General features: G+C 47.9%; 30 protein-coding genes. 2 read left to right on the forward strand and 28 right to left on the reverse strand.

Annotated features, from left to right (window positions below; translation table 11 throughout):
- Positions 1-5 precede the first annotated feature (5 nt).
- The 20 genes from rpsE to MKY12_RS28350 all read right to left on the reverse strand — a co-directional run bounded on the left by rpsE (position 6) and on the right by MKY12_RS28350 (position 9,668).
- Positions 6-503: a 30S ribosomal protein S5 gene (rpsE, locus tag MKY12_RS28255; protein ID WP_036652980.1), complete on the reverse strand. Its 498-nt coding sequence runs from the start codon at positions 501-503 to the stop codon at positions 6-8.
- A gap of 26 nt (positions 504-529) precedes the next feature.
- On the reverse strand, positions 530-898 hold the full coding sequence (rplR, locus tag MKY12_RS28260; protein ID WP_036692407.1) for a 50S ribosomal protein L18: 369 nt from the start codon (positions 896-898) through the stop codon (positions 530-532).
- A gap of 84 nt (positions 899-982) precedes the next feature.
- On the reverse strand, positions 983-1,525 hold the full coding sequence (rplF, locus tag MKY12_RS28265) for a 50S ribosomal protein L6 (protein ID WP_036721827.1): 543 nt from the start codon (positions 1,523-1,525) through the stop codon (positions 983-985).
- 30 nt (positions 1,526-1,555) lie between these two features.
- Positions 1,556-1,954, reverse strand: coding sequence for a 30S ribosomal protein S8 (rpsH, locus tag MKY12_RS28270; protein ID WP_036692403.1), 399 nt, complete (start codon positions 1,952-1,954; stop codon positions 1,556-1,558).
- A 32-nt stretch (positions 1,955-1,986) separates the two neighbouring features.
- A complete protein-coding gene (locus MKY12_RS28275; protein ID WP_036589425.1) occupies positions 1,987-2,172 on the reverse strand; it encodes a type Z 30S ribosomal protein S14 in 186 nt (61 codons plus the stop codon).
- 44 nt (positions 2,173-2,216) lie between these two features.
- Positions 2,217-2,759 carry a 50S ribosomal protein L5 gene (gene rplE, locus MKY12_RS28280; protein WP_209878863.1) on the reverse strand — a complete coding sequence of 181 codons (543 nt, stop codon included), beginning with the start codon at positions 2,757-2,759 and terminating at the stop codon, positions 2,217-2,219.
- A 30-nt stretch (positions 2,760-2,789) separates the two neighbouring features.
- Positions 2,790-3,143, reverse strand: coding sequence for a 50S ribosomal protein L24 (gene rplX, locus MKY12_RS28285; RefSeq protein ID WP_019908235.1), 354 nt, complete (start codon positions 3,141-3,143; stop codon positions 2,790-2,792).
- A gap of 56 nt (positions 3,144-3,199) precedes the next feature.
- On the reverse strand, positions 3,200-3,568 hold the full coding sequence (gene rplN / locus MKY12_RS28290; protein WP_036680556.1) for a 50S ribosomal protein L14: 369 nt from the start codon (positions 3,566-3,568) through the stop codon (positions 3,200-3,202).
- Positions 3,569-3,608: 40 nt separating this feature from the next.
- Positions 3,609-3,875, reverse strand: a complete 267-nt coding sequence (gene rpsQ / locus MKY12_RS28295) for a 30S ribosomal protein S17 (RefSeq protein ID WP_036692400.1) — start codon at positions 3,873-3,875, stop codon at positions 3,609-3,611.
- A gap of 43 nt (positions 3,876-3,918) precedes the next feature.
- Positions 3,919-4,116: a 50S ribosomal protein L29 gene (gene rpmC, locus MKY12_RS28300; protein WP_019908232.1), complete on the reverse strand. Its 198-nt coding sequence runs from the start codon at positions 4,114-4,116 to the stop codon at positions 3,919-3,921.
- Positions 4,106-4,540 (reverse strand): 50S ribosomal protein L16, encoded by a 435-nt coding sequence (rplP, locus tag MKY12_RS28305; protein WP_020427064.1) that lies wholly within the window; start codon positions 4,538-4,540, stop codon positions 4,106-4,108. Before rplP ends, rpmC begins: the two co-directional genes overlap by 11 nt.
- Positions 4,541-4,542: 2 nt before the next feature.
- Positions 4,543-5,208 carry a 30S ribosomal protein S3 gene (gene rpsC, locus MKY12_RS28310; protein WP_036721832.1) on the reverse strand — a complete coding sequence of 222 codons (666 nt, stop codon included), beginning with the start codon at positions 5,206-5,208 and terminating at the stop codon, positions 4,543-4,545.
- 13 nt (positions 5,209-5,221) lie between these two features.
- Positions 5,222-5,554 (reverse strand): 50S ribosomal protein L22, encoded by a 333-nt coding sequence (gene rplV, locus MKY12_RS28315; protein ID WP_019908228.1) that lies wholly within the window; start codon positions 5,552-5,554, stop codon positions 5,222-5,224.
- A 31-nt stretch (positions 5,555-5,585) separates the two neighbouring features.
- Positions 5,586-5,864 (reverse strand): 30S ribosomal protein S19, encoded by a 279-nt coding sequence (gene rpsS / locus MKY12_RS28320; RefSeq protein ID WP_036721834.1) that lies wholly within the window; start codon positions 5,862-5,864, stop codon positions 5,586-5,588.
- Positions 5,865-5,941: 77 nt separating this feature from the next.
- Positions 5,942-6,772 carry a 50S ribosomal protein L2 gene (gene rplB, locus MKY12_RS28325; RefSeq protein WP_036692392.1) on the reverse strand — a complete coding sequence of 277 codons (831 nt, stop codon included), beginning with the start codon at positions 6,770-6,772 and terminating at the stop codon, positions 5,942-5,944.
- A gap of 27 nt (positions 6,773-6,799) precedes the next feature.
- Positions 6,800-7,093, reverse strand: a complete 294-nt coding sequence (gene rplW, locus MKY12_RS28330; RefSeq protein WP_019908225.1) for a 50S ribosomal protein L23 — start codon at positions 7,091-7,093, stop codon at positions 6,800-6,802.
- A complete protein-coding gene (gene rplD, locus MKY12_RS28335; RefSeq protein ID WP_036721837.1) occupies positions 7,093-7,716 on the reverse strand; it encodes a 50S ribosomal protein L4 in 624 nt (207 codons plus the stop codon). Before rplD ends, rplW begins: the two co-directional genes overlap by 1 nt.
- A 25-nt stretch (positions 7,717-7,741) precedes the next feature.
- Positions 7,742-8,365 (reverse strand): 50S ribosomal protein L3, encoded by a 624-nt coding sequence (rplC, locus tag MKY12_RS28340; RefSeq protein ID WP_036721840.1) that lies wholly within the window; start codon positions 8,363-8,365, stop codon positions 7,742-7,744.
- A gap of 38 nt (positions 8,366-8,403) precedes the next feature.
- On the reverse strand, positions 8,404-8,712 hold the full coding sequence (rpsJ, locus tag MKY12_RS28345) for a 30S ribosomal protein S10 (RefSeq protein WP_017692074.1): 309 nt from the start codon (positions 8,710-8,712) through the stop codon (positions 8,404-8,406).
- Between the two features lie 236 nt (positions 8,713-8,948).
- Positions 8,949-9,668, reverse strand: a complete 720-nt coding sequence (locus tag MKY12_RS28350; RefSeq protein WP_339251608.1) for a Crp/Fnr family transcriptional regulator — start codon at positions 9,666-9,668, stop codon at positions 8,949-8,951.
- 194 nt (positions 9,669-9,862) lie between these two features.
- Between MKY12_RS28350 and MKY12_RS28355 the strand changes: the two genes are divergently transcribed.
- Both MKY12_RS28355 and MKY12_RS28360 read left to right on the forward strand, forming a co-directional pair.
- Entirely contained in the window at positions 9,863-10,279 is a 417-nt protein-coding gene (locus MKY12_RS28355; protein ID WP_245368609.1) for a V4R domain-containing protein, read from the forward strand.
- Between the two features lie 33 nt (positions 10,280-10,312).
- Complete coding sequence (locus tag MKY12_RS28360) at positions 10,313-10,654, forward strand: cupin domain-containing protein (protein ID WP_036721849.1); 342 nt, start codon at positions 10,313-10,315, stop codon at positions 10,652-10,654.
- 91 nt (positions 10,655-10,745) lie between these two features.
- On the opposite strand, the gene tuf is transcribed toward MKY12_RS28360, so the two are convergent.
- The 8 genes from tuf to MKY12_RS28400 all read right to left on the reverse strand — a co-directional run bounded on the left by tuf (position 10,746) and on the right by MKY12_RS28400 (position 23,964).
- Positions 10,746-11,936: an elongation factor Tu gene (tuf, locus tag MKY12_RS28365; RefSeq protein WP_036721850.1), complete on the reverse strand. Its 1,191-nt coding sequence runs from the start codon at positions 11,934-11,936 to the stop codon at positions 10,746-10,748.
- A gap of 108 nt (positions 11,937-12,044) precedes the next feature.
- Positions 12,045-14,123: an elongation factor G gene (fusA, locus tag MKY12_RS28370; RefSeq protein WP_036721851.1), complete on the reverse strand. Its 2,079-nt coding sequence runs from the start codon at positions 14,121-14,123 to the stop codon at positions 12,045-12,047.
- 47 nt (positions 14,124-14,170) lie between these two features.
- Positions 14,171-14,641 (reverse strand): 30S ribosomal protein S7, encoded by a 471-nt coding sequence (rpsG, locus tag MKY12_RS28375; RefSeq protein WP_020427074.1) that lies wholly within the window; start codon positions 14,639-14,641, stop codon positions 14,171-14,173.
- A gap of 45 nt (positions 14,642-14,686) precedes the next feature.
- Positions 14,687-15,106, reverse strand: a complete 420-nt coding sequence (rpsL, locus tag MKY12_RS28380) for a 30S ribosomal protein S12 (protein ID WP_036721853.1) — start codon at positions 15,104-15,106, stop codon at positions 14,687-14,689.
- 134 nt (positions 15,107-15,240) lie between these two features.
- On the reverse strand, positions 15,241-15,492 hold the full coding sequence (locus MKY12_RS28385; protein ID WP_036692367.1) for a ribosomal L7Ae/L30e/S12e/Gadd45 family protein: 252 nt from the start codon (positions 15,490-15,492) through the stop codon (positions 15,241-15,243).
- A gap of 179 nt (positions 15,493-15,671) precedes the next feature.
- Positions 15,672-19,283, reverse strand: coding sequence for a DNA-directed RNA polymerase subunit beta' (rpoC, locus tag MKY12_RS28390; RefSeq protein WP_036721855.1), 3,612 nt, complete (start codon positions 19,281-19,283; stop codon positions 15,672-15,674).
- Between the two features lie 113 nt (positions 19,284-19,396).
- Entirely contained in the window at positions 19,397-22,942 is a 3,546-nt protein-coding gene (gene rpoB, locus MKY12_RS28395; RefSeq protein ID WP_036721858.1) for a DNA-directed RNA polymerase subunit beta, read from the reverse strand.
- A gap of 425 nt (positions 22,943-23,367) precedes the next feature.
- A complete protein-coding gene (locus tag MKY12_RS28400; protein WP_339311760.1) occupies positions 23,368-23,964 on the reverse strand; it encodes a class I SAM-dependent methyltransferase in 597 nt (198 codons plus the stop codon).
- Positions 23,965-24,004: the final 40 nt, after the last annotated feature.

Below are 24,004 nucleotides of genomic sequence, written 5' to 3' on the forward strand. Positions count from 1 at the left end.
CCTCCTTAACCGCGTAATTCTTCGACAGATTTGCCGCGAAGCTTCGCGACCTCTTCAATGCGCTTCAGACGGGAAAGTCCCTCTAGAGTAGCATTGACCATGTTCATGGAATTCGAAGAACCCAAAGATTTTGTCAAGATATCGCCAACGCCTGCCAATTCAAGCACCGCACGAACCGGTCCACCAGCGATAACGCCGGTACCTTCGGATGCTGGTTTCAGCAGAACGCGTCCTGCGCCGAAATGTCCAGTAACCAGGTGAGGAATCGAAGTTCCTACGATTGGAATGTGGATCAGGTTTTTCTTGGCGTCTTCAATGCCTTTACGGATGGCATCCGGAACTTCGCCGGCTTTACCGATACCAGCACCAACGTAGCCGTTGCCGTCGCCCACAACAACAAGTGCACTAAAGCTGAAACGGCGTCCGCCTTTTACAACTTTTGCAACACGGTTGATGTGTACAACTCTTTCTGTCAGTTCTAAACTGTTCGGATCTACACGCAAGTCGTTAACCTCCTTTTAGAAATATTCTAGAATTCAAGACCAGCTTCGCGAGCTGCGCTAGCCAGAGCCTGAATCCGTCCATGGTACAAGTATCCACCGCGGTCAAATACAACCACTGCATAACCCTTTTCTTTGGCGCGCTCAGCGATCAATTGACCCACTTTGCTTGCAGCTTCAACGCTGCCGCCATTTCCGATTGTAGCACTCAATTCCTTATCAAGTGTGGAGGCCGATACGATAGTAACGCCAGTCACATCATCGATCAGTTGAGCGTAGATGTGTTTCGAAGAACGGAACACATTCAAACGTGGACGCTCAGTAGTACCCTGGATCTTCTTACGAACACGCAGGTGTCTTTTGAGACGAGCCTTGTTTTTATCCTCTTTTGTAATCATGACTTCCCTTTCACTCCCTTCAGTTTGCCGTAAACAGCTTCACTTTAAGATGCACGGGGTATCTTACAATTAAGGTAGAGCTGGTTATTTCTTCTTACCAGCTTTACCTTCCTTGCGGATGATACGCTCGCCTTCATATTTGATACCTTTACCTTTGTATGGTTCAGGTTCACGTACGGAACGAATTTTGGCAGCATAAGCGCCAACGCGTTCTTTGTCAATCCCTCTAACGATGATCTTCGTGTTCGCAGGAACATCGAACTCGATACCCGCTTCCGGTGTAATTTCAACCGGGTGGGAGTAACCAACGTTCAATACGATCTTATCTCCGGATTTGCTTGCACGATATCCGACCCCAACCAGTTCCAGAGATTTCGAGAAACCTTCAGTCACACCACTCACCATGTTGTTGACAACGGAGCGGGTTGTGCCGTGAAGTGAACGATGCAATTTGTTGTCCGACGGGCGAACAACAGTGATTTCGTTATTTTCAACTGTAATCTTCATGTCTTTATGAAGCTCACGAGTCAAAGTGCCTTTAGGACCTTTTACTGTAATAACGGCGTTGTCCAAAGTGACATCTACACCGCTAGGTACTGCGATTGGTTTGCGACCAATACGAGACATGTGTTGCACCTCCTTATCTTGTGACGTTTATTACCAAATGTAGCAGACAACTTCTCCGCCGGATTTAGATTGACGAGCTTCTTTGTCGGTCATAACTCCCTTAGATGTGGAGATAATCGCGATTCCAAGACCACCGAGTACACGAGGCACTTCATTGCTCTTCGTGTATACGCGAAGACCTGGTTTACTGATTCTTTTCAGACCAGTGATAACGCGCTCCTGGCTTGGGCCGTATTTCAGGAAAATACGGATAATCCCTTGTTTGCTATCTTCAACGAATTCAGCATCACGGATGAAGCCCTCACGCTTCAAGATGTCCGCGATTTGTTTTTTCATAGTAGAAGCAGGCATTTCTACTGTCTCGTGACGCACAGTGTTGGCGTTACGAATACGAGTAAGCATATCTGCAATAGGATCAGACATAGTCATGTGTGTAAACCTCCTTCCCGTTTATAAACTTCTTACCAACTTGCTTTTTTCACGCCAGGAATCTGGCCTTTATAAGCTAATTCACGGAAACAAATTCTGCAAATTTTGAACTTTTGCAGTACCGAATGTGGACGACCGCAACGCTCGCAACGTGTGTATGCACGTACTTTGAACTTAGGCTCGCGTTGTTGTTTAACTTTCATTGAAGTCTTTGCCACTTAGACTGACACCTCCTAAACATTTTCGGAGAAATGGATGATTCTTATTTTGTGAAAGGCATTCCCAGCTGATTCAGCAGCTCACGGGATTCCTCGTCCGTCTTAGCAGTCGTTACAATAACGATGTCCATACCGCGAACCTTATCCACTTTGTCATACTCGATTTCCGGGAAGATCAATTGTTCTTTAAGACCCAGTGTGTAGTTACCACGGCCATCAAAGGCTTTGCTGGAAACACCACGGAAGTCACGAACGCGTGGAAGCGTTACGTTGATCAATTTATCCAGGAAGTAATACATACGCTCGCCGCGCAGTGTTACTTTAACCCCGATCGGCATATTCTCGCGCAGTTTGAAACCGGCGATGGATTTCTTAGCTTTAGTGATAACCGGCTTTTGACCAGAAATCAGTTGCATATCGTTAACTGCAGCGTCAAGTACTTTGGAGTTTTGAACAGCGTCACCTACACCCATGTTGATGACGATCTTCTCGATCTTAGGCACTTGCATAACTGTTGTGTAGTTAAACTTCTGCATCAAAGATGGTGTGATTTCATTCAGATAACGTTCTTTCATTCTTGCTGCCATGAAGATTTACCTCCTTTCATTAGGACTGTATTAGTCGATAATCTCTCCGGATCTTTTTGCTACCCGAACCTTCTTACCGTTATCTAGTACTTTATAGCCGATACGCGTAACTTTCCCGCTCTTCGGATCAATGTGCATTACGTTAGACACATGAATCGAAGCTTCCTGTTCGATGATTCCGCCTTGCGGATTCAACTGGTTAGGCTTCTGGTGTTTCTTCACCATGTTCACGCCTTCTACCAGGACGCGGTTTTCACGAGGATAAGCAGCGATGACACGGCCTTTTTTACCTTTGTCTTTCCCGCTGATCACAAGCACCACATCATCTTTTTTAACGTGCAGTTTATTGTTATGGGATTCCAGAACTTTTTTAACTCTAGGCATTGATTACACCTCCTATAACTGACCTTTTCAAGTACAACCGAGCATCACTCGGATTTTTAGATTACTTCCGGTGCCAAGGAAACGATCTTCATGTAGTCCTTGTCGCGAAGTTCGCGAGCAACTGGTCCGAAGATACGTGTTCCGCGCGGGCTTCTGTCGTCTTTGACAACAACAGCTGCATTTTCGTCGAATGCGATGTAAGATCCATCTTTACGGCGTACCGAACGTTTTGTACGAACAACTACCGCTCTAACAACATCACCTTTTTTGACAACGCCGCCTGGTGTTGCTTGTTTAACGGAACAAACGATCAGATCGCCGATTGCTGCTGTACGGCGTCCAGTACCACCCAGTACGCGGATACACATCAGTTCCTTCGCACCAGAGTTGTCAGCCACATGCAAACGTGTAAATGGTTGAATCATTATTATTTTCCTCCTTCCGGAAAGGGATCTGCTTCATGTCTTAGATGATTACCGCTTTTTCTACCACTTCAACCAGTCTCCACCGTTTGTCCTTCGACAATGGACGAGTTTCCATGACTTTCACGACATCACCAATTTTAGCTACATTCTCTTCATCATGTGCCTTGAATTTCTTCGTGGACTTGATGCGTTTGTGATACAGATTGTGCTTTTTATAGGTTTCAACAGCAATTACGATGGTTTTATCCATTTTGTCGCTGACTACTTTACCGATCAGCACTTTACGTGCATTACGCTCTTCGCTCATAATTAGCCTCCTTCCTGATTACGGATTATGCATCCGCCGTCACTTAACTAATCCCAAGTACTCTTTGATGGATAACGGTTTTAGCACGAGCTATTTCCTTACGCACATCACGAATCCGAGTCGGGTTATCCAGTTGGCCTGTTGCCAATTGGAAACGGAGATTGAAAAGTTCTTCCTTAAATCCGGCGATTTTCTGTTCAATCTCAGCAGTGGTTAAGTTGCGAAGTTCATTAGCTTTCATTTGCTTCACCACCCAATTCTTCACGTTTCACAAACTTAGTCTTTACAGGCAGCTTGTGAGCGGCAAGACGCATCGCTTCACGAGCGATTTCTTCCGACACGCCTCCGAGTTCGAACATAATCTTACCCGGTTTAACTACAGCTACCCACTTCTCAACGTTACCTTTACCACTACCCATACGAACCTCGAGAGGCTTCTGAGTGATTGGCTTATCCGGGAAAATCTTGATCCAAACCTGACCGCCACGTTTGATGTAACGTGTCATTGCGATACGAGCAGCTTCGATCTGACGGTTAGTGATCCAAGATGGCTCCAGTGCCTGCAAACCGAATTCGCCGAAGTTAAGTTCGGTTCCGCCTTTTGCCATACCCTTCATGTGACCGCGTTGTTGCTTGCGGTGTTTAACGCGCTTTGGTACCAACATGATTAGTTGCCTCCTTCCTGAGCAGCTTGTTTCTTAGCTGGGGGAAGAACTTCTCCACGATAAATCCATACTTTTACGCCGATACGGCCGTAAGTTGTATGTGCTTCAGCTGTTCCGTAATCGATATCAGCACGAAGCGTATGAAGTGGAACTGTTCCTTCGCTATAACCTTCTGAACGGGCAATCTCAGCGCCGCCAAGACGTCCGCCAACCTGAGTTTTAATTCCCTTTGCGCCGGAACGCATAGTTCTTTGAATCGCTTGTTTCAGAGCACGACGGAACGATACGCGACGTTCCAGCTGTTGTGCAATGCTTTCAGCAACAAGAATAGCATCCAGTTCAGGGTGTTTGATTTCATTGATGTTGATGTGTACTTTCTTACCGCCGGCGATAGTTGTAACTGCGCTGCGAAGTACTTCTACTTCTGCTCCGCCTTTACCAATTACCATACCTGGCTTGGCAGTGTGAATTGTAACGTTCACTCGGCTTGCCGCTCTTTCGATCTCGATGCGGGAAACAGAGGAATCTTTCAACTTGCCTTTAAGGTATTCCCGGATTTTGACGTCTTCCATTAAAAGAGTACCGAAATCTTTGCCTGCATACCATTTTGATTCCCAATCGCGAATAATACCGACTCGGAGTCCGACTGGATTTACCTTTTGACCCACGTGTTATCCCTCCTTATTTCTCAGATACCACCAAAGTAATGTGGCTGGTACGTTTATTGATCCGGCTTGCGCGGCCCATGGCGCGCGGACGGAAACGTTTCATTGTAGGACCCTGGTTAACGAAAACTTCGCTTACGAATAAGCTGTTAACGTCCATAGAGTAGTTATGCTCAGCGTTCGCAATCGCCGAGTTCAGTAGCTTCTCAACAACCGGAGAAGCGGACTTCGGAGTGTGGCGAAGAATTGCAATTGCTTCCCCCACTTGCTTGCCGCGAATCAAGTCAACAACCAGTTTCGCTTTACGAGCGGAAATCCGCACCGATCTTGCATGTGCTTTTGCTTCCATTGTTTTCCCTCCTCTCAAACGAAGACGTTAATTATCTTCTGGTTTTCTTATCGTCACCCGCGTGGCCTTTGTAAGTACGTGTTGGCGCGAACTCGCCCAACTTGTGACCTACCATATCTTCCGTTACGTATACAGGCACGTGTTTGCGGCCGTCATATACACCAAACGTATGTCCGATAAACTGAGGGAAAATGGTTGAGCGACGGGACCAGGTTTTTACTACGACTTTCTTGTCTGACTCGTTCAAATCCTCAACTTTTTTCAGCAGGTAGCCATCGATGAACGGCCCCTTCTTTAAACTGCGACCCATGTGTGAATCCTCCCTTCATCCGGTTCTTCAAAACCGCGAATCGACGCTTCGCGCTTAACTAACTTGCCTGAAGCGTCTTATTTTGTGCGGCGACGAACGATATATTTATCAGATGCTTTGTTTTTCTTACGCGTTTTGTAGCCGAGGGTTGGTTTGCCCCAAGGTGACATTGGCGATTTCCGTCCGATTGGAGCGCGGCCTTCACCACCACCGTGTGGGTGATCGTTAGGGTTCATGACAACACCGCGTACTTCAGGACGACGTCCGAGCCAGCGGCTGCGTCCGGCTTTACCAATCTTGATCAGTTCGTGATCTCCGTTACCTACGGCTCCGATAGTCGCACGGCAAACGCTGAGGATTCTGCGAACCTCACCCGAGTTCAAACGAACAGATACGTATTTATCTTCTTTACCCAGCAGCTGAGCTTCAGTACCTGCAGCACGAACCAATTGTCCGCCTTTGCCTGGTTTCAACTCGATGTTGTGGATAACTGTACCTACCGGGATGTTGATCAACGGAAGGCTGTTACCAATTTTGATGTCCGCAGCAGGGCCGGACTCAACTTTATCCCCAACTTTAAGGCCTTTAGGAGCGATGATATAACGTTTCTCTCCATCAGCATAGTGGATCAAAGCAATATTGGAAGTACGGTTCGGGTCATACTCGATTGTAGCAACGCTACCTGGTATGCCGTCTTTAGTCCGCTTGAAGTCGATGATACGGTATTTACGTTTGTGTCCGCCGCCATGGTGACGAACCGTAATTTTACCTTGGTTGTTGCGTCCGGCATGCTTGAACAGCGGGGACAGCAACGATTTCTCTGGCTGGTTTGTTGTAATTTCTTCAAACGTAGACACAGACATGTTGCGTCTTGCCGGAGAGGTCGGTTTGTACTTTTTGATTGGCACTATAGTTTCCTCCTTACTTTAAGAGTATTATTCTACCGCTTCAAAGAACTCAAGCGGCTTGCTGTCCGGGCTAAGCTTCACGATGGCTTTTTTCCACTCCGGAGTATAACCGGAATATTTGCCGTAACGTTTCAGTTTACCAGGTACGCGCATTGTGTTCACACTAACGACTTTTACTTTAAAAATAGCCTCGACAGCTTTTTTGATTTCGGTCTTGTTAGCACGGATATCCACTTCAAAAGCGTACTTCAGTTCGCTCATGTATTCGGATGTGCGTTCCGTAATCACTGGACGCTTGATTATATCACGAGGATCTTTCATTACGCGAACACCTCCTCTACCTTCAGAACTGCTTCTTTAGTGATGATCAGTTTGTCGTACGTCAGTACGTCAAGAACATTGATGCCGTCAGCCGCTACGAATTTCACCCCAGGGATGTTACGAGCGGAAAGTGCTACGTTGTCATCATAGCTAGGAGCTACGATCAGGGCTTTGCTGCCCACTTTAAGGTTGTTCAGAATCGCTGCGAATTCTTTCGTCTTCGGAGCATTCAGAGTCAAGCTATCCAATACGATGATGTCATTCTCAAGCACTTTTGAGGACAACGCGGATTTGATGGCCAACCGGCGAACCTTCTTAGGCAATTTCCAGGAATAGCTGCGTGGTGTTGGTCCGAAGACTACGCCGCCGCCTTTCCATTGTGGAGAACGAATGGAGCCTTGACGAGCACGACCTGTACCTTTTTGTTTCCAAGGCTTACGTCCGCCGCCACGCACTTCAGAGCGTCCTTTTACTTTATGTGTACCGCGACGAAGGGAAGCTCTTTGCATAAGTGCAGCTTCATGCAGCACATGTACGTTCGGTTCAATACCGAAAACTGAATCACTCAGTTCAACTTCGCCAACTTCGTTACCACTAGTATTGAAAAGTGTTACTTTTGGCATTTCATGTTCCTCCTTTCTTCAGTAATTATTTCTTAACGGTTTGTTTAACTTTCACGAAGCTGTTCTTAGGACCTGGAATAGCGCCTTTAACCAGCAGTACATTACGTTCTACGTCAACCCGGATGATTTCAAGCTTTTGAACCGTTACGGTCGTGTGACCCATATGTCCTGGCAGGCGTTTGCCCTTAGGAACACGGTTAGCCTGGATGGAACCCATCGAGCCCGGTCTTCTGTGGTAACGCGATCCGTGTGCCATTGGTCCGCGGCTTTGTCCCCAGCGTTTGATGTTACCCTGGAAGCCTTTACCCTTCGAAGTACCTGTTACGTCAACAAACTCGCCTTCAGCGAAGATGTCAGCCTTAAGCTCTTGTCCAACCTCGAGTGACCCGAGGTCAACACCGCGAATTTCGCGAACGTAGCGCTTAGGTGTTGCATTTGCCTTTTTGGCGTGACCCTGTTCAGGCTTGTTGGAGCGACTTTCCTTTTTATCGGAAAAGCCCAACTGCACTGCTTCATATCCGTCGATATTCAGGTCTTTCTTTTGCAGTACCACACAAGGTCCAGCTTCGATAACAGAAACCGCGATTACGTTACCTTCTGGAGTAAACACTTGAGTCATACCGAGTTTTTTTCCTAAGATACCTTTCAATGTTGACACCTCTTTTCTTTTCCTGATTACTTAATGAATTACAATTTGATTTCGATATCTACACCGGACGGTAGATCCAAGCGCATCAAGGCATCCACAGTTTGTGGTGTTGGGTTCACAATATCGATCAAACGTTTGTGAGTCCGTTGCTCAAACTGTTCACGGGAATCCTTGTACTTGTGTACCGCACGGAGAATGGTAATGATTTGCTTCTCAGTTGGCAGCGGAATCGGCCCGGATACACCAGCACCCGAACGTTTTGCTGTTTCAACGATTTTCTCTGCGGATTGATCAAGAATTCTGTGGTCGTATGCTTTCAAGCGAATACGAATTTTTTGCTTTGCCATTTTAGTCCCTCCTTCTATCGCCCAATTTATTATCGGACATACTCCGTGAAAATTTTCTGACGTCGACCTCATGGCAAAGGGGCCGGGTGTGTCAGTAACCTCTCACATCATCGCAACGTCTCAGAACAACATTTATTATTATATCTAATAGGCGGCTATATTGCAAGAGCCTTTGCAAAACAAATCACCTTTTCCAGAAAAAAAGTTTAAAAATACACGGTTTTATCTGAAAATTGTTAATGACTGATTTCAGCGAGCTGAATTAGAGTATCCATCTCCAAAATATTCACGGTTCTTTTATGCATAGCGATGATCTTCAGCGCTTCCAGCTTGTTCAGCTTACGGCTTAGGGTCTCGGCAGTAGTGCCGATCATCGCTGCCACTTCTTTTTGCGCCGATGGGAGATCCACGGAATGTCTTAAAGCTTGCATTGTCAGAGCTGATTCTGGTAGATTCCTCGTGTACAAGTAGACTAGAAGCCGGGCTAACCGTTTTTCCACTTCAAACATATGCAGTGCCCCTGCTGTTTCTTCCGCCAGATGCAGCTGCTCACTAACAGACATCAGAAAGCTAAACGCCAGGCCCGCATTCTGCTCCAGCAGGGGAATGAAATCCTTCCGGTGCATCCGGCAGACCACTCCACTCTCAATAATCTCCGCCGTTACATCATTATTTTTATTGTGAAGCAAGGCAAACTGACCGAAATAATCCCCCGGGAAAAGAAAACGGACAATATGCTGCTTCCCTTCTTTACTGTTCTTCGTTAATTTGATAAGCCCGCTCTTCACCACAAACAAGGCTTCAGACGGCTCCCCTTCTCGGCAAACTTGGCTACCCTTTTTATATGAATGGGATTCTGTGATTGATTCTATGATAACCAATTCTTTATCGGACAAACTCCTGAATACCGGAACCTGGCGCACACAGGCATGAGAACTGCACGTATTGCATTCCATACATCATTCCTCCTCTACTGTCGCTTATCCCACCATATCAATGATCGAAGCGCTGCCGGGTGACTGGACGCACAAATTTTCATAAAACTTGATCTATATCAAGGATTAACGCGCCGGCTGTCTATACAATAGGTTCATAGAGAGCAAAGGAGTTGATGGGCTTGCAGCAATACACTTTTGAGGACATGCGCCAGATGAATAGAACAACTCTGGGCAATATGGTACCCCTTGAACTATTCCGGACCATCCGTCTAATTGGAATGAACCAGGGATTGCCGTTAGGCGGAAAGGGAACGACTGTGACCATTGGCAGAAAGATCGGCGAGAGCCTGCCTGTCCAGTCCGTGGAAGAGCTGCTGCAGATCTTTGAGGAGCTCAAAATCGGGATTCCCCGAATTGTTCATTCCGATGAGCGCAAAATTAATATCGCTGTTGACGATTGCTTCTGCAAAGGACTACCTTCCCTTGAAGATGAAAGAATGGTCTGTGATCTGGAGGGAGCTATCATTGAAGGTGCTCTGTGCCGAATTCTCGGCCGCAAGGTTTCAGTGAAAGAGATCAAATGTAATGTCACCGGTCATGAGCACTGCGAGTACGAAGTCAAGCTTTAAATAATACTAATATAATGAAAGCAGGGATTTATAATGGAAAAGAAAACACTAGCTGAGGCCGTACAGTATCAAGAGGAACGCTTTACCAAAAAGATCATTTTCCAAAAAGGCGATAGCGTAGTATTTGTGCTTAATTTCATGCCTGGGCAAAAGCTGCCCGTTCACAAGCACCCCGGAGCAGATGTCTATATCCTCGCCTTACACGGTGACGGTACCATTCATGTTAATGAGGAAGAGTTCTCCTTCATCCAAGGAGAGACCATCTACATTGCCGGTGACGAGTCATTCGCTTATACGAATAATAGTTCATCGCCGTCCAGCCTGCATGTGGTTTTATCCAAGTTGCCAAGTGCGGACTATGCGAAGGAAATCTAATTCTCAATCTTATCTATAAAATAAAACAGGCCCCCTTCAAATGAAGGGGGCCTGACTTATATTCAGTCTATCCTAACGGATAGAGCCTGAATTATTTCTGGATGGAAGCTACGGAACCGGCACCAACTGTACGTCCGCCTTCGCGAATGGAGAATTTAGTACCTTCTTCAATAGCGATTGGGGAGATCAGCTGAACAGTTACAGTGATGTTGTCACCAGGCATAACCATTTCAGTACCTTCTGGCAGGTTGATGATGCCAGTTACGTCAGTTGTACGGAAGTAGAACTGTGGACGGTAACCAGTGAAGAATGGTTTGTGACGTCCGCCTTCTTCTTTAGTCAGAACGTAGATCTGAGCAGTGAACTCAGTGTGTGGCTTAACGGAGTTCGGCTTAGCCAATACTTGGCCACGCTCGATGTTGTTACGGTCAACACCACGCAAGAGTGCGCCGATGTTGTCGCCAGCTTGAGCGGAATCAAGCAATTTGCGGAACATTTCCACGCCAGTAACTACAGACTTCTTAGTTTCTTCGTGAATACCAACGATTTCGATTTCTTCTCCGACTTTAACTGTTCCGCGTTCTACGCGACCAGTTGCCACAGTACCGCGGCCAGTGATGGAGAATACATCTTCGACAGGCATCAAGAAAGGCTTGTCAGTCTGACGTTCTGGAAGCGGGATGTATGTGTCGATCGTTTCGAACATTTCAACGATCTTCTGTGCATACTCGCCATCAGGGTTCTGCAGAGCTTCACGAGCAGATCCACGAACGATTGGAGTGTCATCGCCTGGGAAGTCGTATTCGCTAAGCAGATCGCGAACTTCCATTTCAACCAATTCAAGCAACTCTTCGTCCTCAACCATGTCGCATTTGTTCAGGAATACAACGATGTAAGGAACGCCTACTTGACGGGACAGCAGGATGTGTTCACGAGTCTGTGGCATAGGGCCGTCAGCTGCGGATACAACCAGGATCGCTCCGTCCATTTGCGCTGCGCCAGTGATCATGTTTTTAACATAGTCGGCGTGTCCAGGGCAGTCTACGTGAGCGTAGTGACGGTTAGGAGTTTCATATTCAACGTGAGCGGTGGAGATAGTGATACCGCGTTCGCGTTCTTCAGGAGCCTTATCAATTTGGTCGAATGCTACAGCAGCACCACCGTATTTTTTGGACAATACAGTTGTGATTGCAGCAGTCAGAGTTGTTTTACCATGGTCGACGTGACCAATAGTACCGATGTTAACGTGCGGTTTGTTACGTTCAAACTTTGCCTTTGCCATTTGAACAGTTCCTCCTTATTGTGGGGTCCATATATTTGAGCCGTCCGCCTATTAGCAGTTCTAAGGTGACTTAAGTGTTATACCCGGACGGCAAGTTAAAAATTAAGCTTATTCTCCGCCTTTGTTCTTGGCTACGATTTCTTCAGCAATGGATTTAGGTACTTCTTCATAGTGAGAAAGCTCCATTGAGAATACGCCGCGTCCTTGAGTACCGGAACGGAGTGTTGTGGAGTATCCGAACATTTCGGACAAAGGCACCTTCGCACGGATAATTTGCGCTCCACCACGGGAATCCATACCTTCGATTCTACCGCGACGGGAGTTCAGCATACCCATTACATCGCCCATGTATTCCTCAGGAACAGTTACTTCCACTTTCATGATTGGCTCAAGCAATGCAGGTTGACATTTTTCTTTTGCAGCTTTAAGCGCCATCGAACCGGCAATTTTGAACGCCATTTCGTTGGAGTCAACATCATGGTAAGAACCATCTACGATGGTAGCTTTAACGTCAACAAGCGGGAAGCCTGCAATAACGCCGTTCTTCATTTGCTCTTCAATACCGGCAAGTGCAGGAGCGATGTATTCTCTTGGAACCGAGCCACCGACAACTTTACTTTCGAATTGGCTGCCAGTACCTGGCTCGAGGGGTTCAAACTCAACCCATACGTGACCGTACTGACCGCGACCGCCGGATTGGCGAACAAACTTGCCTTCTACGCGGGCAGATGCCTTGAACGTTTCGCGGTAGGCAACCTGTGGTTTACCCACATTGGTTTCTACTTTGAATTCACGACGCATACGGTCGATGATGATGTCCAAGTGAAGCTCACCCATACCTGCCAGGATGGTTTGGCCTGTTTCTTCATCAGTGTGAGCACGAAGAGTAGGATCCTCTTCAGTCAACTTTCCGAGAGCAACACCCAGTTTATCTTGGTCAGCTTTGGTTTTTGGCTCGACTGCGATTTCGATAACCGGATCTGGAAAGTTCATGGATTCCAGAATGATCGGATGCTTCTCGTCGCAGAGTGTATCGCCTGTGCTAGTGTCCTTCAGACCAACGGCTGCCGCGATATCACCAGCGTAAACGATGGAGATTTCTTGACGGCTGTTCGCATGCATCTGCAGGATACGCCCAATACGCTCACGTTTGCCCTTAGTAGCATTAATTACATAAGAACCTGATTCCAGGATACCGGAGTATACACGGAAGAACGTGAGTTTACCAACATAAGGGTCTGTCATGATCTTAAATGCCAAGGCACCGAATGGCTCTTCATCCGAAGGATGACGTTCCGCTTCTGTTCCATCCTCCAGATGACCCGTAATAGCCGGTACATCCAAAGGTGATGGCAAGTAATCAACAACAGCATCCAGCATAAGCTGAATCCCTTTGTTACGGTAAGAAGAGCCGCAAATTACTGGGAAAATTTTAACTTCAACTACGCCTTTGCGCAGAGCAGCTTTGATTTCCGGAATAGTAATTTCTTCGCCTTCCAGGTACTTCATAGTCAGATCTTCATCAAGTTCAGCAACTTTCTCGATCAGCTCGAGACGCAGTTCCTCAACCTTTGCCAAATATTCTTCCGGAATATCCGTAACTTCAATATTTTGGCCCAAATCATCTCTGAACATATGTGCTTTTTGCTCAACGAGGTCGATGATACCTGCGAAATCATTTTCTGCACCGATTGGCAGTTGAATAGCAACTGCATTGGCTTGAAGACGATCACGCATCGTTTCGATAACGTTAAGGAAATCCGCACCGATAATGTCCATTTTGTTCACATATGCGATCCGTGGAACGTTGTAACGGTCAGCCTGTCTCCATACGGTTTCGGACTGAGGTTCTACGCCCTCTTTCGCACTAAATACACCAACTGCCCCATCCAATACACGCAGGGAACGTTCAACTTCAACGGTGAAGTCAACGTGTCCTGGGGTATCAATGATATTGATGCGGTGACCCTTCCATGCAGCAGTTGTAGCAGCGGAAGTAATCGTGATTCCGCGCTCCTGTTCTTGTTCCATCCAGTCCATTGTAGCAGCACCCTCGTGAACTTCACCGATTTTGTGCGTACGGCCTGTGTAGAATAGAATCCGCTCAGTGGTAGTAGTCTTACCAGCATCAATATGCGCCATGATCCCGATATTACGTGTATTTTTTAAGGAGAACTCTCTTGCCATGAAATGGATCTCCTTTCAAAATAGAAGTTATTTGAACGACTGCAATCCTACCAGCGGTAGTGAGCAAACGCTTTGTTCGCTTCAGCCATCTTGTGTGTGTCTTCACGTTTCTTAACGGAAGCGCCTGTGTTGTTGGAAGCATCAATAATCTCAGCCGCCAAACGTTCTTCCATAGTCTTCTCACCGCGGTTGCGTGAGTAGTTTACAAGCCAACGTAATCCCAAAGCAGTACGTCTTTCAGGTTTAACCTCAATAGGTACTTGGTAGTTAGCACCGCCGACACGACGAGCTTTAACTTCCAATACAGGCATGATATTCTTGATGGCAGCTTCGAAAACTTCCATCGGCTCTTTACCTGTACGTTCTTGAATCAACTTGAACGAATTGTACAAAATGCTTTGAGCGACACCTCTTTTACCACCCAGCATAATACGGTTGATCAAACGAGTAACCAACTTGCTATTATACAATGGATCTGGCAATACATCTCTTTTAGTAACTGGACCTTTGCGTGGCATGGATATCCCCCTTTCTTATATGGTTATTATTCTGATAAGCTCATCTTATTTCTTGACTTTAGGACGTTTCGCACCATACTTGGAGCGAGCCTGCATCCGGTTAGCAACACCTGCAGTATCCAGTGCACCACGAACGATGTGGTAACGAACTCCTGCAAGGTCCTTAACTTTACCTCCGCGCAGCAATACTACACTGTGCTCTTGAAGGTTGTGTCCGATACCCGGAATGTAAGCAGTCACCTCAAGACGGTTCGTCAGACGAACACGGGCATACTTACGAAGTGCTGAGTTTGGTTTACGTGGAGTCATTGTGCCTACACGAGTGCATACACCGCGTTTCTGCGGAGCGCTCAAATTTGTAGCCTCACGCTTGAGGGCGTTGAACCCTTTTTGAAGAGCGGGAGATTTGGATTTTTCGATTTTGGCTTGACGGCCTTTACGAACCAATTGATTAATAGTTGGCATGTTGTGCCACCCCCTTCCTGAAATGATAGTCAATTTACAAACATTAAGTCCACAGACCCAGGTGGTTCATAAAAAGACAAATGAAAAGTCCTTGCTGCCGAAGTGTACCCCGGTACAAAAACGTTCTCTTGCTGCTATTGTTTTAAGACGGCTGCCATCGCAGCACCAACTTCTATACCGCAGGCCTTGCCCAAATTCAGCATCGTGTCCACATAAGTGACCTTCACACCTTGTTTGTTGCAAAGCATTACAATTCTGGAAGTAAGCCGTTGATCTCCGTCCTCTGCCACATAGACTTCTGCGGCTTGGCCCAACTCCACCGCCTTAACGGTTTGCTTGGAACCGATCTTGACCTGAGCATCCTGTAACCCTCTGTCATCAGTCATGAAAATCATTACCTCCACTGAATAAGAATGACAAGACTACTCACGCACCTTAGACATATTAGCATCCTCAGCACATGATGTCAAGAAAAACGACAATAAATTTATTAATAATCACAGCAGACAGCCGCGTCACGCCAGATTTCTGCGTGACGCGGATACTGCTTGCCATGAGTATTCAATTATTCAGCGGGTACCGGCTCTAAAGCTTCTTCACTGCTTTCAGCATTCGGATCGCTCAGCTTCACATTACGGTAACGATTCATGCCTGTACCTGCAGGAATCAGCTTACCGATGATTACATTCTCTTTCAGACCGAGCAGCTTATCCACTTTACCCTTAATAGCTGCATCTGTTAAGACGCGGGTAGTTTCCTGGAAGGATGCCGCAGACAGGAATGAATCAGTTTCCAGAGAGGCCTTGGTAATCCCGAGCAGAACCGGTTTGGCGACTGCTGGTTCATTGCCGGCAAGAATGGCTTCCTTGTTGGCTGCTTCATATTCATGAATATCCGCAAATGCACCCGGCAGGAGACTGGTATCTCCGGCATCGATAATACGGATTTTGCGCAGCATCTGCTTGATCATAACTTCAATGTGCTTATCATTGATTTCAACGCCCTGGTTACGGTATACACGCTGTACTTCTTGCAGAATGTAGTTCTGTACCCCGCGGATCCCTTTGATACGCAGCATTTCTTTAGGGTCAATTGAACCGTCTGTTAATTCATCGCCGGCCTCAATCTCCTGGCCTTCGCTGACACGCAGACGGGAGCCGTAAGTGATGGAATACGTTTTGGACTCTGCTTCACCCTGGACTTCGATCTCGCGGCGGTCCTTGGTTTCGCGGATTTCCTTAACTACCCCGTCAATCTCACTGATTGTAGCCTGACCTTTAGGGTTACGGGCTTCAAACAGCTCCTGGATACGCGGCAAACCTTGCGTAATATCGTCTCCGGCTACACCACCGGTATGGAACGTACGCATGGTAAGCTGTGTTCCCGGTTCACCGATGGATTGTGCGGCAATAATACCGACAGCCTCCCCGATTTCCACGAATTTACCTGTTGCCAGGTTACGTCCGTAGCACTTCTTGCAGACACCGTGACGGGCACGGCAGCTCAGTACAGAGCGGATCTGTAGCTTGGTCACGCCAGCATTCACGATTTCTTCAGCCTTATCCGAGTCAATCAGATCGTTACGGTGAACGATGATTTCCTTCGTCTCAGGATGACGGACGGTCTCGAAGGAATAACGGCCTTCAATACGGTCGTAGAGATCCTCAATGACTTCCTTGCCATCCTGAATCCGGCTAACCATGAAGCCTTTATCAGTACCACAATCTTCTTCACGGACAATAACATCCTGCGCTACGTCAACCAGACGGCGCGTCAGGTACCCGGAATCCGCTGTACGCAGCGCTGTATCGGCCAGACCTTTACGCGCTCCGTGAGTGGAGATAAAGTACTCGAGGACGGTTAGGCCTTCACGGAAGTTCGCTTTGATTGGCAATTCAAAGATTCGGCCCGAAGGTGTTGCCATCAGACCACGCATCCCACCGAGCTGGGTGATCTGCGATTTGTTACCACGCGCCTTGGAGTCGACCATGAGCATGATGGAGTTGAAGCGGTCCATTGATTTAAGCAATACGTTAGTCAGATCATCCTTGGTCTTCGACCAAATCTCGATAACGCGGTCATACCGCTCATCATTGGTAATCAGACCACGGCGGTATTGATTCGCAACCACATCAACCTTAGCTTCGGATTCCTTAAGAATGGTAGCTTTTTCCTCAGGCACGATAACATCCGATACGGCAACCGTAACACCGGAACGTGTAGAGTACGTAAAGCCGAGTTGCTTAATTTTATCCAGAATCACTGAAGTCTTGGTGGTGTGATAAGTCTCAAAGCAGCGGGCGATAATGAGGCCCAGATATTCTTTACCTACAGCACTGGCTTCCGGAGCTGCCATGATCAGTTCGCGGACATCCGCACCCTTTTCATAGATGAAGTACTTCTCAGGAGTTCCCTGCAGCAGGTTAGTTTTGGTAGCTTCGTTGATATACGGGAAGCTGCTTGGATAGATTTCGTTGAAGATAATCTTACCCACAGTAGTGATCAGCAGAGCATTCTGCTGCGCTTCTGTGAAGCTGGTTTTACCCAGAGCCTTAACAGGAATAGCAACACGTGCATGCAGACCCGCAGTTCCGCGCTGATAAGCAGAGACCGCTTCATTCACGTTACGCAGGATCATCCCGGTACCCTTTTCTTCCTTGTTGTCCATGGTCAGGTAGAACGTACCAAGGACCATATCCTGGGAAGGGGTAACGACCGGCTTGCCGTCCTTAGGGTTCAGGATGTTACCGGACGCCAGCATGAGAATACGGGCTTCAGCTTGAGCCTCAGCGGACAGAGGAACGTGTACCGCCATCTGGTCACCGTCAAAGTCGGCATTGTAAGCCGTACATACGAGCGGGTGAAGACGGATCGCGTGACCTTCTACCAGAATCGGTTCGAACGCCTGGATACCCAGTCTATGCAGCGTAGGGGCACGGTTCAGCAGAACCGGATGCTCTCTGATTACCTCTTCAAGCACATCCCATACTTCAGGACTTACGCGCTCAACCTTACGCTTCGCGCTCTTTATGTTGTGGGCCAGCCCTTTGTTAACCAGTTCTTTCATTACAAACGGTTTGAAGAGTTCCAGTGCCATCTTCTTAGGAAGACCGCATTGGTACATCTTCAGGTAAGGTCCTACGACGATAACCGAACGGCCGGAATAGTCAACACGTTTACCGAGCAAGTTCTGGCGGAAACGTCCCTGTTTACCTTTCAGCATATGGCTGAGCGATTTGAGCGGACGGTTACCTGGTCCTGTTACAGGACGGCCGCGGCGGCCGTTGTCAATCAGCGCATCTACAGCTTCCTGAAGCATCCGTTTCTCATTCTGAACGATAATGTCAGGCGCGCCGAGGTCCAGCAGTCTTTTCAGACGGTTGTTCCGGTTAATTACACGGCGGTACAGGTCATTAAGGTCAGAAGTAGCAAAACGGCCGCCATCAAGCTGAACCATTGGACGAAGCTCCGGAGGGATAACCGGGAGTACATCCATGATCATCCAGTCAGGCTTGTTGCCGGAGTTGCGGAAGGCCTCAATGACTTCCAGACGTTTGATTGCCCGGTTGCGGCGCTGGCCTTGAGCGGTACGCAGCTCTTCTTTGAGGAATTCCAGTTCTTTATCGATGTCGATATCCTGAAGCAGCTTTTTGACAGCTTCTGCACCCATGCCGGCCTGGAATCCGTAGCCATATTTCTCACGGTAGCTGCGGTATTCTTTCTCGGACAGCAGCTGCTTCTTCTCCAGCGGAGTTTCCCCTGGATCAGTTACAACATAAGATGCAAAGTAGATAATCTCTTCGAGCGATCTAGGAGACATATCCAGTGCCAGACCCATACGGCTTGGAATACCTTTGAAATACCAGATATGAGATACAGGAGCTGCCAGTTCGATGTGGCCCATACGTTCGCGGCGGACTTTAGCGCGGGTAACTTCCACGCCGCAGCGGTCGCACACTACGCCCTTATAACGGACGCGTTTGTATTTACCACAGTGACATTCCCAGTCCTTTTGCGGTCCAAAAATACGTTCGCAAAAGAGACCCTCTTTTTCCGGTTTCAATGTACGATAGTTAATGGTTTCCGGTTTTTTAACTTCTCCGCGGGACCAAGAACGAATTTTTTCCGGGGAAGCGAGCCCGATTTTCATAAATTCAAAATTGTTAACGTCCAACAAGGAGCAACCCTCCTTAACCTATATCCTGATTTAGTACCACAGCCCTCTCTTGACGCTGAAGTCAACAGAGGGCATGGTCCTTTGTGTAATGAAATTATTGGCTTGCTGGTGAACTACTCTATGCCGACTTCTGCGCCTTCCAAATTGAGGCTCAGCTTATCGCCTGACGTCTCGTCCTCATCGTCCAGTTCCTTCATCTCGATCTCCTGCTCGTCACCGCTGAGGATTTTGACATCCATCCCGAGCGACTGCAGTTCCTTGATCAATACCTTGAACGATTCCGGTACACCCGGTTCTGGAACATTTTCACCTTTGACAATGGATTCGTACGTTTTCACACGGCCGACCACATCATCGGATTTCACGGTCAAAATCTCTTGCAGTGTATACGCCGCGCCGTAAGCTTCAAGCGCCCACACTTCCATCTCCCCGAAACGCTGTCCGCCGAACTGAGCTTTACCGCCCAGTGGCTGTTGTGTAACGAGTGAGTAAGGACCTGTGGAACGGGCATGAATCTTATCGTCAACCATGTGCGCAAGCTTGATCATGTGCATGACGCCGACAGTAACCTCACGCTCGAAGCGCTCGCCTGTACGTCCGTCATACAGCACAGTCTTACCATTACGCTGCATACCGGCTTCTTCCATCGTATCGAACACGTCATACTCACGGGCTCCGTCGAATACCGGAGTAGCCACGTGGATACCCAAACGCAGTGCAGCCATACCAATATGGACTTCAAGCACCTGTCCGATGTTCATACGGGAAGGAACGCCCAGCGGGTTCAGGACAACCTGTACCGGCGTACCGTCAGGAAGGAACGGCATATCTTCTTCTGGCAGGATACGGGCAACGACACCCTTGTTACCGTGACGTCCGGCCATCTTGTCACCTTCAGAAATTTTACGCTTCTGGGCGATGTAGACACGAACCAGCTGATTCACGCCAGGAGGCAGCTCATCGCCGTTCTCACGTGTGAATACTTTGACGTCAACGATAATACCATCACTACCATGCGGAACACGCAGGGAGGTATCACGAACTTCACGGGCCTTCTCACCGAAGATCGCATGCAGCAGGCGTTCCTCAGCAGTCAGCTCAGTTACACCCTTCGGAGTAACCTTACCTACCAGAATATCGCCGGCATTGATTTCCGCACCGATACGGATAATTCCGCGCTCATCCAGATTGCGGAGCGCCTCTTCACCGACGTTAGGAATATCACGTGTGATCTCTTCAGGTCCGAGCTTCGTATCACGGGCTTCGGATTCGTATTCCTCGATGTGGATCGAAGTGTATACATCTTCCTTCACCAGCTTCTCACTCAGCAGGATCGCATCCTCGTAGTTGTAGCCTTCCCAAGTCATGAACGCAACGACTACGTTGCGGCCAAGCGCAAGTTCGCCCATTTCTGTGGAAGGTCCATCTGCCAGGATGTCACCTTTTTTGACGATATCCCCACGTTTAGCCAGTGGACGCTGGTTAATACAGGTACCCTGGTTCGAACGCATGAATTTGTGTAATTTATATTTAACGATATCGCCTTTGACTTCCTTGCCTTCAACTGCCTCAACACGGCGCAGCCAGATTTCATTGGCAGAGGAGCGTTCGATAATACCGTCATATTTGGAGACAATACATACGCCGGAGTCTTTAGCAGACTTATGCTCCATCCCTGTCCCTACAAGCGGAGCCTTAGGAATAAGAAGCGGAACAGCCTGACGCTGCATGTTCGATCCCATCAGTGCGCGGTTGGAGTCATCGTTCTCAAGGAACGGGATGAGCGCCGTTGCGACCGATACGACCTGTTTTGGCGAAACGTCCATGTAGTCTACACGGTTGCTAGGCATAGTAGTGATGTTGTCTGAATCCTTGTTGTAACGAACGATAACCTGGTCTTCCTTAAAGGAGCCATCCTCATCGATCAGTACATTAGCCTGTGCAACTACATAGTTATCTTCTTCATCGGCAGTCAGATAATCGATTTGCTCAGTTACCTTACCTGTCTTCGGATCTACCCAACGATACGGAGCTTCGATAAAGCCGTATTCATTGATGCGGGCGAAGGTGGACAAGGAGTTGATCAGACCGATATTCGGACCTTCTGGAGTCTCGATAGGACACATACGGCCATAGTGACTGTGATGGACGTCGCGGACTTCAAAGCCTGCGCGTTCACGAGTCAGACCGCCGGGTCCGAGTGCAGACAGACGGCGCTTATGCGTAAGCTCGGCAAGCGGGTTCGTCTGATCCATGAACTGGGACAGCTGCGAACTGCCGAAGAACTCTTTGATCGATGCGATAACCGGACGGATGTTGATCAGCGCCTGCGGTGTAATCGCATTGGCATCCTGAATCGACATTCTCTCGCGGACTACGCGCTCCATACGGGATAGACCGATCCGGAACTGATTCTGCAGAAGCTCACCTACAGAACGCAGACGGCGGTTACCCAGATGGTCAATATCATCCGTGTTGCCGATACCATGCAGCAAATTAATAAAGTAGCTGATTGAGGATATAATATCAGCCTGAGTAATATGCTTAACCGATTTATCAATGTTGCCATTGGCGATCAGTTTGATGATACGGCCTTCTTCGATTGGCGAGAATACGTCAATGGTCTGAAGCGGAATATCTTCGCTGTCCATTACACCGCCGGTTACACGGTAGTTTTTGGCAGCCATACTCTTCTCGAAATAAGGAATCAGCTCATCAAGCAGGCGGCGGTCCACCATTTGGCCGGATTCTGCCAGGATTTCTCCGGTAGATTCATCAACCAAAGGCTGTGCCAGACGCTGATTGAACAGACGATTCTTAATATGCAACTTTTTGTTGATTTTGTAACGGCCTACATTGGCCAAATCATAACGTTTCGGGTCAAAGAAACGTGCGACGAGCAAGCTCTTGGCATTATCAAGTGTAGGTGGTTCGCCCGGACGCAGACGCTCGTAGATTTCAATAAGCGCCTTCTCCGTGGAATCCGTGTTGTCTTTATCCAGCGTGTTGCGAATATATTCATCATTGCCAAGCAGTTCCAGAATTTCAGCATCACTGCCGAAGCCCAGAGCACGCAAGAGGACTGTTACCGGGATCTTACGAGTCCGGTCGATACGGACATACATGATGTCCTTAGCGTCGGTCTCAAGCTCCAGCCAGGCTCCGCGATTTGGAATTACTGTGGCGGTGTAAGTTTTTTTGCCGTTCTTATCCACTTTTGTGCTGAAATAGACGCTTGGAGAGCGAACCAACTGGCTGACAATAACCCGTTCCGCACCATTGATAATAAAAGTGCCGGTTTCCGTCATCAGAGGGAAATCTCCCATGAACACTTCCTGCTCTTTAACCTCACCGGTCTCCTTATTGATGAGACGCACCTTCACACGCAGAGGTGCTGCATATGTTACGTCCCGCTCTTTAGCGTCGTCAACCGTGTACTTCGGTTCACCCAGGCTGTAATCAATGAACTCTAGTACCAAATTCCCTGTGAAATCCTGGATCGGCGAGATGTCCTGGAACATTTCCCGCAATCCTTCCTCCAAAAACCAATCATAAGATTTTTGTTGGATCTCGATCAGGTTCGGGACCTCGAGTACCTCGTTAATTCTCGCATAGCTCCGCCGAGTGCGTCGACCATACTGAACAAGATGTCCTGCCAACTTTACTCACCCCTCATGTCTACTCACTTAAAAATTGATTGCGAACCCTTGTTTGGACCCGTATAATGGAACCATAACACAAGGATTCAGCCATAAATACAGAAAAGCCCCTTATCGAAATCTTTCGAAAAAAGAGCACATCTATCCACGGCCAAAATACTCCTTATCCAGTAGATTTGCCCAAAACGTGCGTATTATACGTCACCAGGCTACAGTTCATGCGCTATTATCTATTGCCCCGGCGACCTTCGCCGTGACAGGAACATAGAGAACGGAATTCGCAAAAACCTGCCGTGCGGCATGCGCTTACCGGGCGACAATATATCACTTGACATTTCAGCAAACTAAAGACATGGAGCCTAGCTTAATACTGACATTTTATAATAATACCACTACGGACATCGCATGTCAATGAGTATTATTATTTATTTTTGAGCTTTTAAGATTCTATAGCCCTTGTCTTTCCCTACTTCTTCTACCACTGCAAACATACTCTCCAGCTTGGCAACCGCCGACGGCGCACCCTGCTTCTTCTGAATGACAACCCACAGACAACCGCCCTCATTCAAATGATCATACGCCTGTTCAAAAATCGCATGAACTACGGCCTTGCCGGCGCGAATCGGCGGGTTGGTTAGAATCACATCGAAGGACTGCCCCTCTACTGCCGATAGCACATCACTTTCCATCACCGTAACATTGCGGATTCCATTATGCTGCGCATTCTCGCGGGCAAGCTCTACCGCACGGCTGTTGATATCAATCATCGTTACATGTCCCTTGGAAGCGAGATGCGCCGCACTAATCCCTATAGGCCCGTAACCACAACCCACATCCAGCACCTTCGCATCCTCCGGAATCTCCATCGCCTCAATCAGAACACGGCTGCCATGATCAATATCTCCTTTTGAAAAAACACCGGCGTCGCTGGTAAAGCGTAGGCGTTTGCCTCTCAGCTCCGTATCGATGCTGCGTCTGTCATGACGCGCTTCCGGCTGCTGCGAGTAATAATGCTGCGACATACTATCCTCCCTTTCACGTTGAACTACACATACCTGCAAG

The organism is Paenibacillus sp. FSL M7-0896, from assembly GCF_037975415.1.
GTDB classification, from domain to species: Bacteria; Bacillota; Bacilli; order Paenibacillales; family Paenibacillaceae; genus Paenibacillus_AQ; species Paenibacillus_AQ silagei.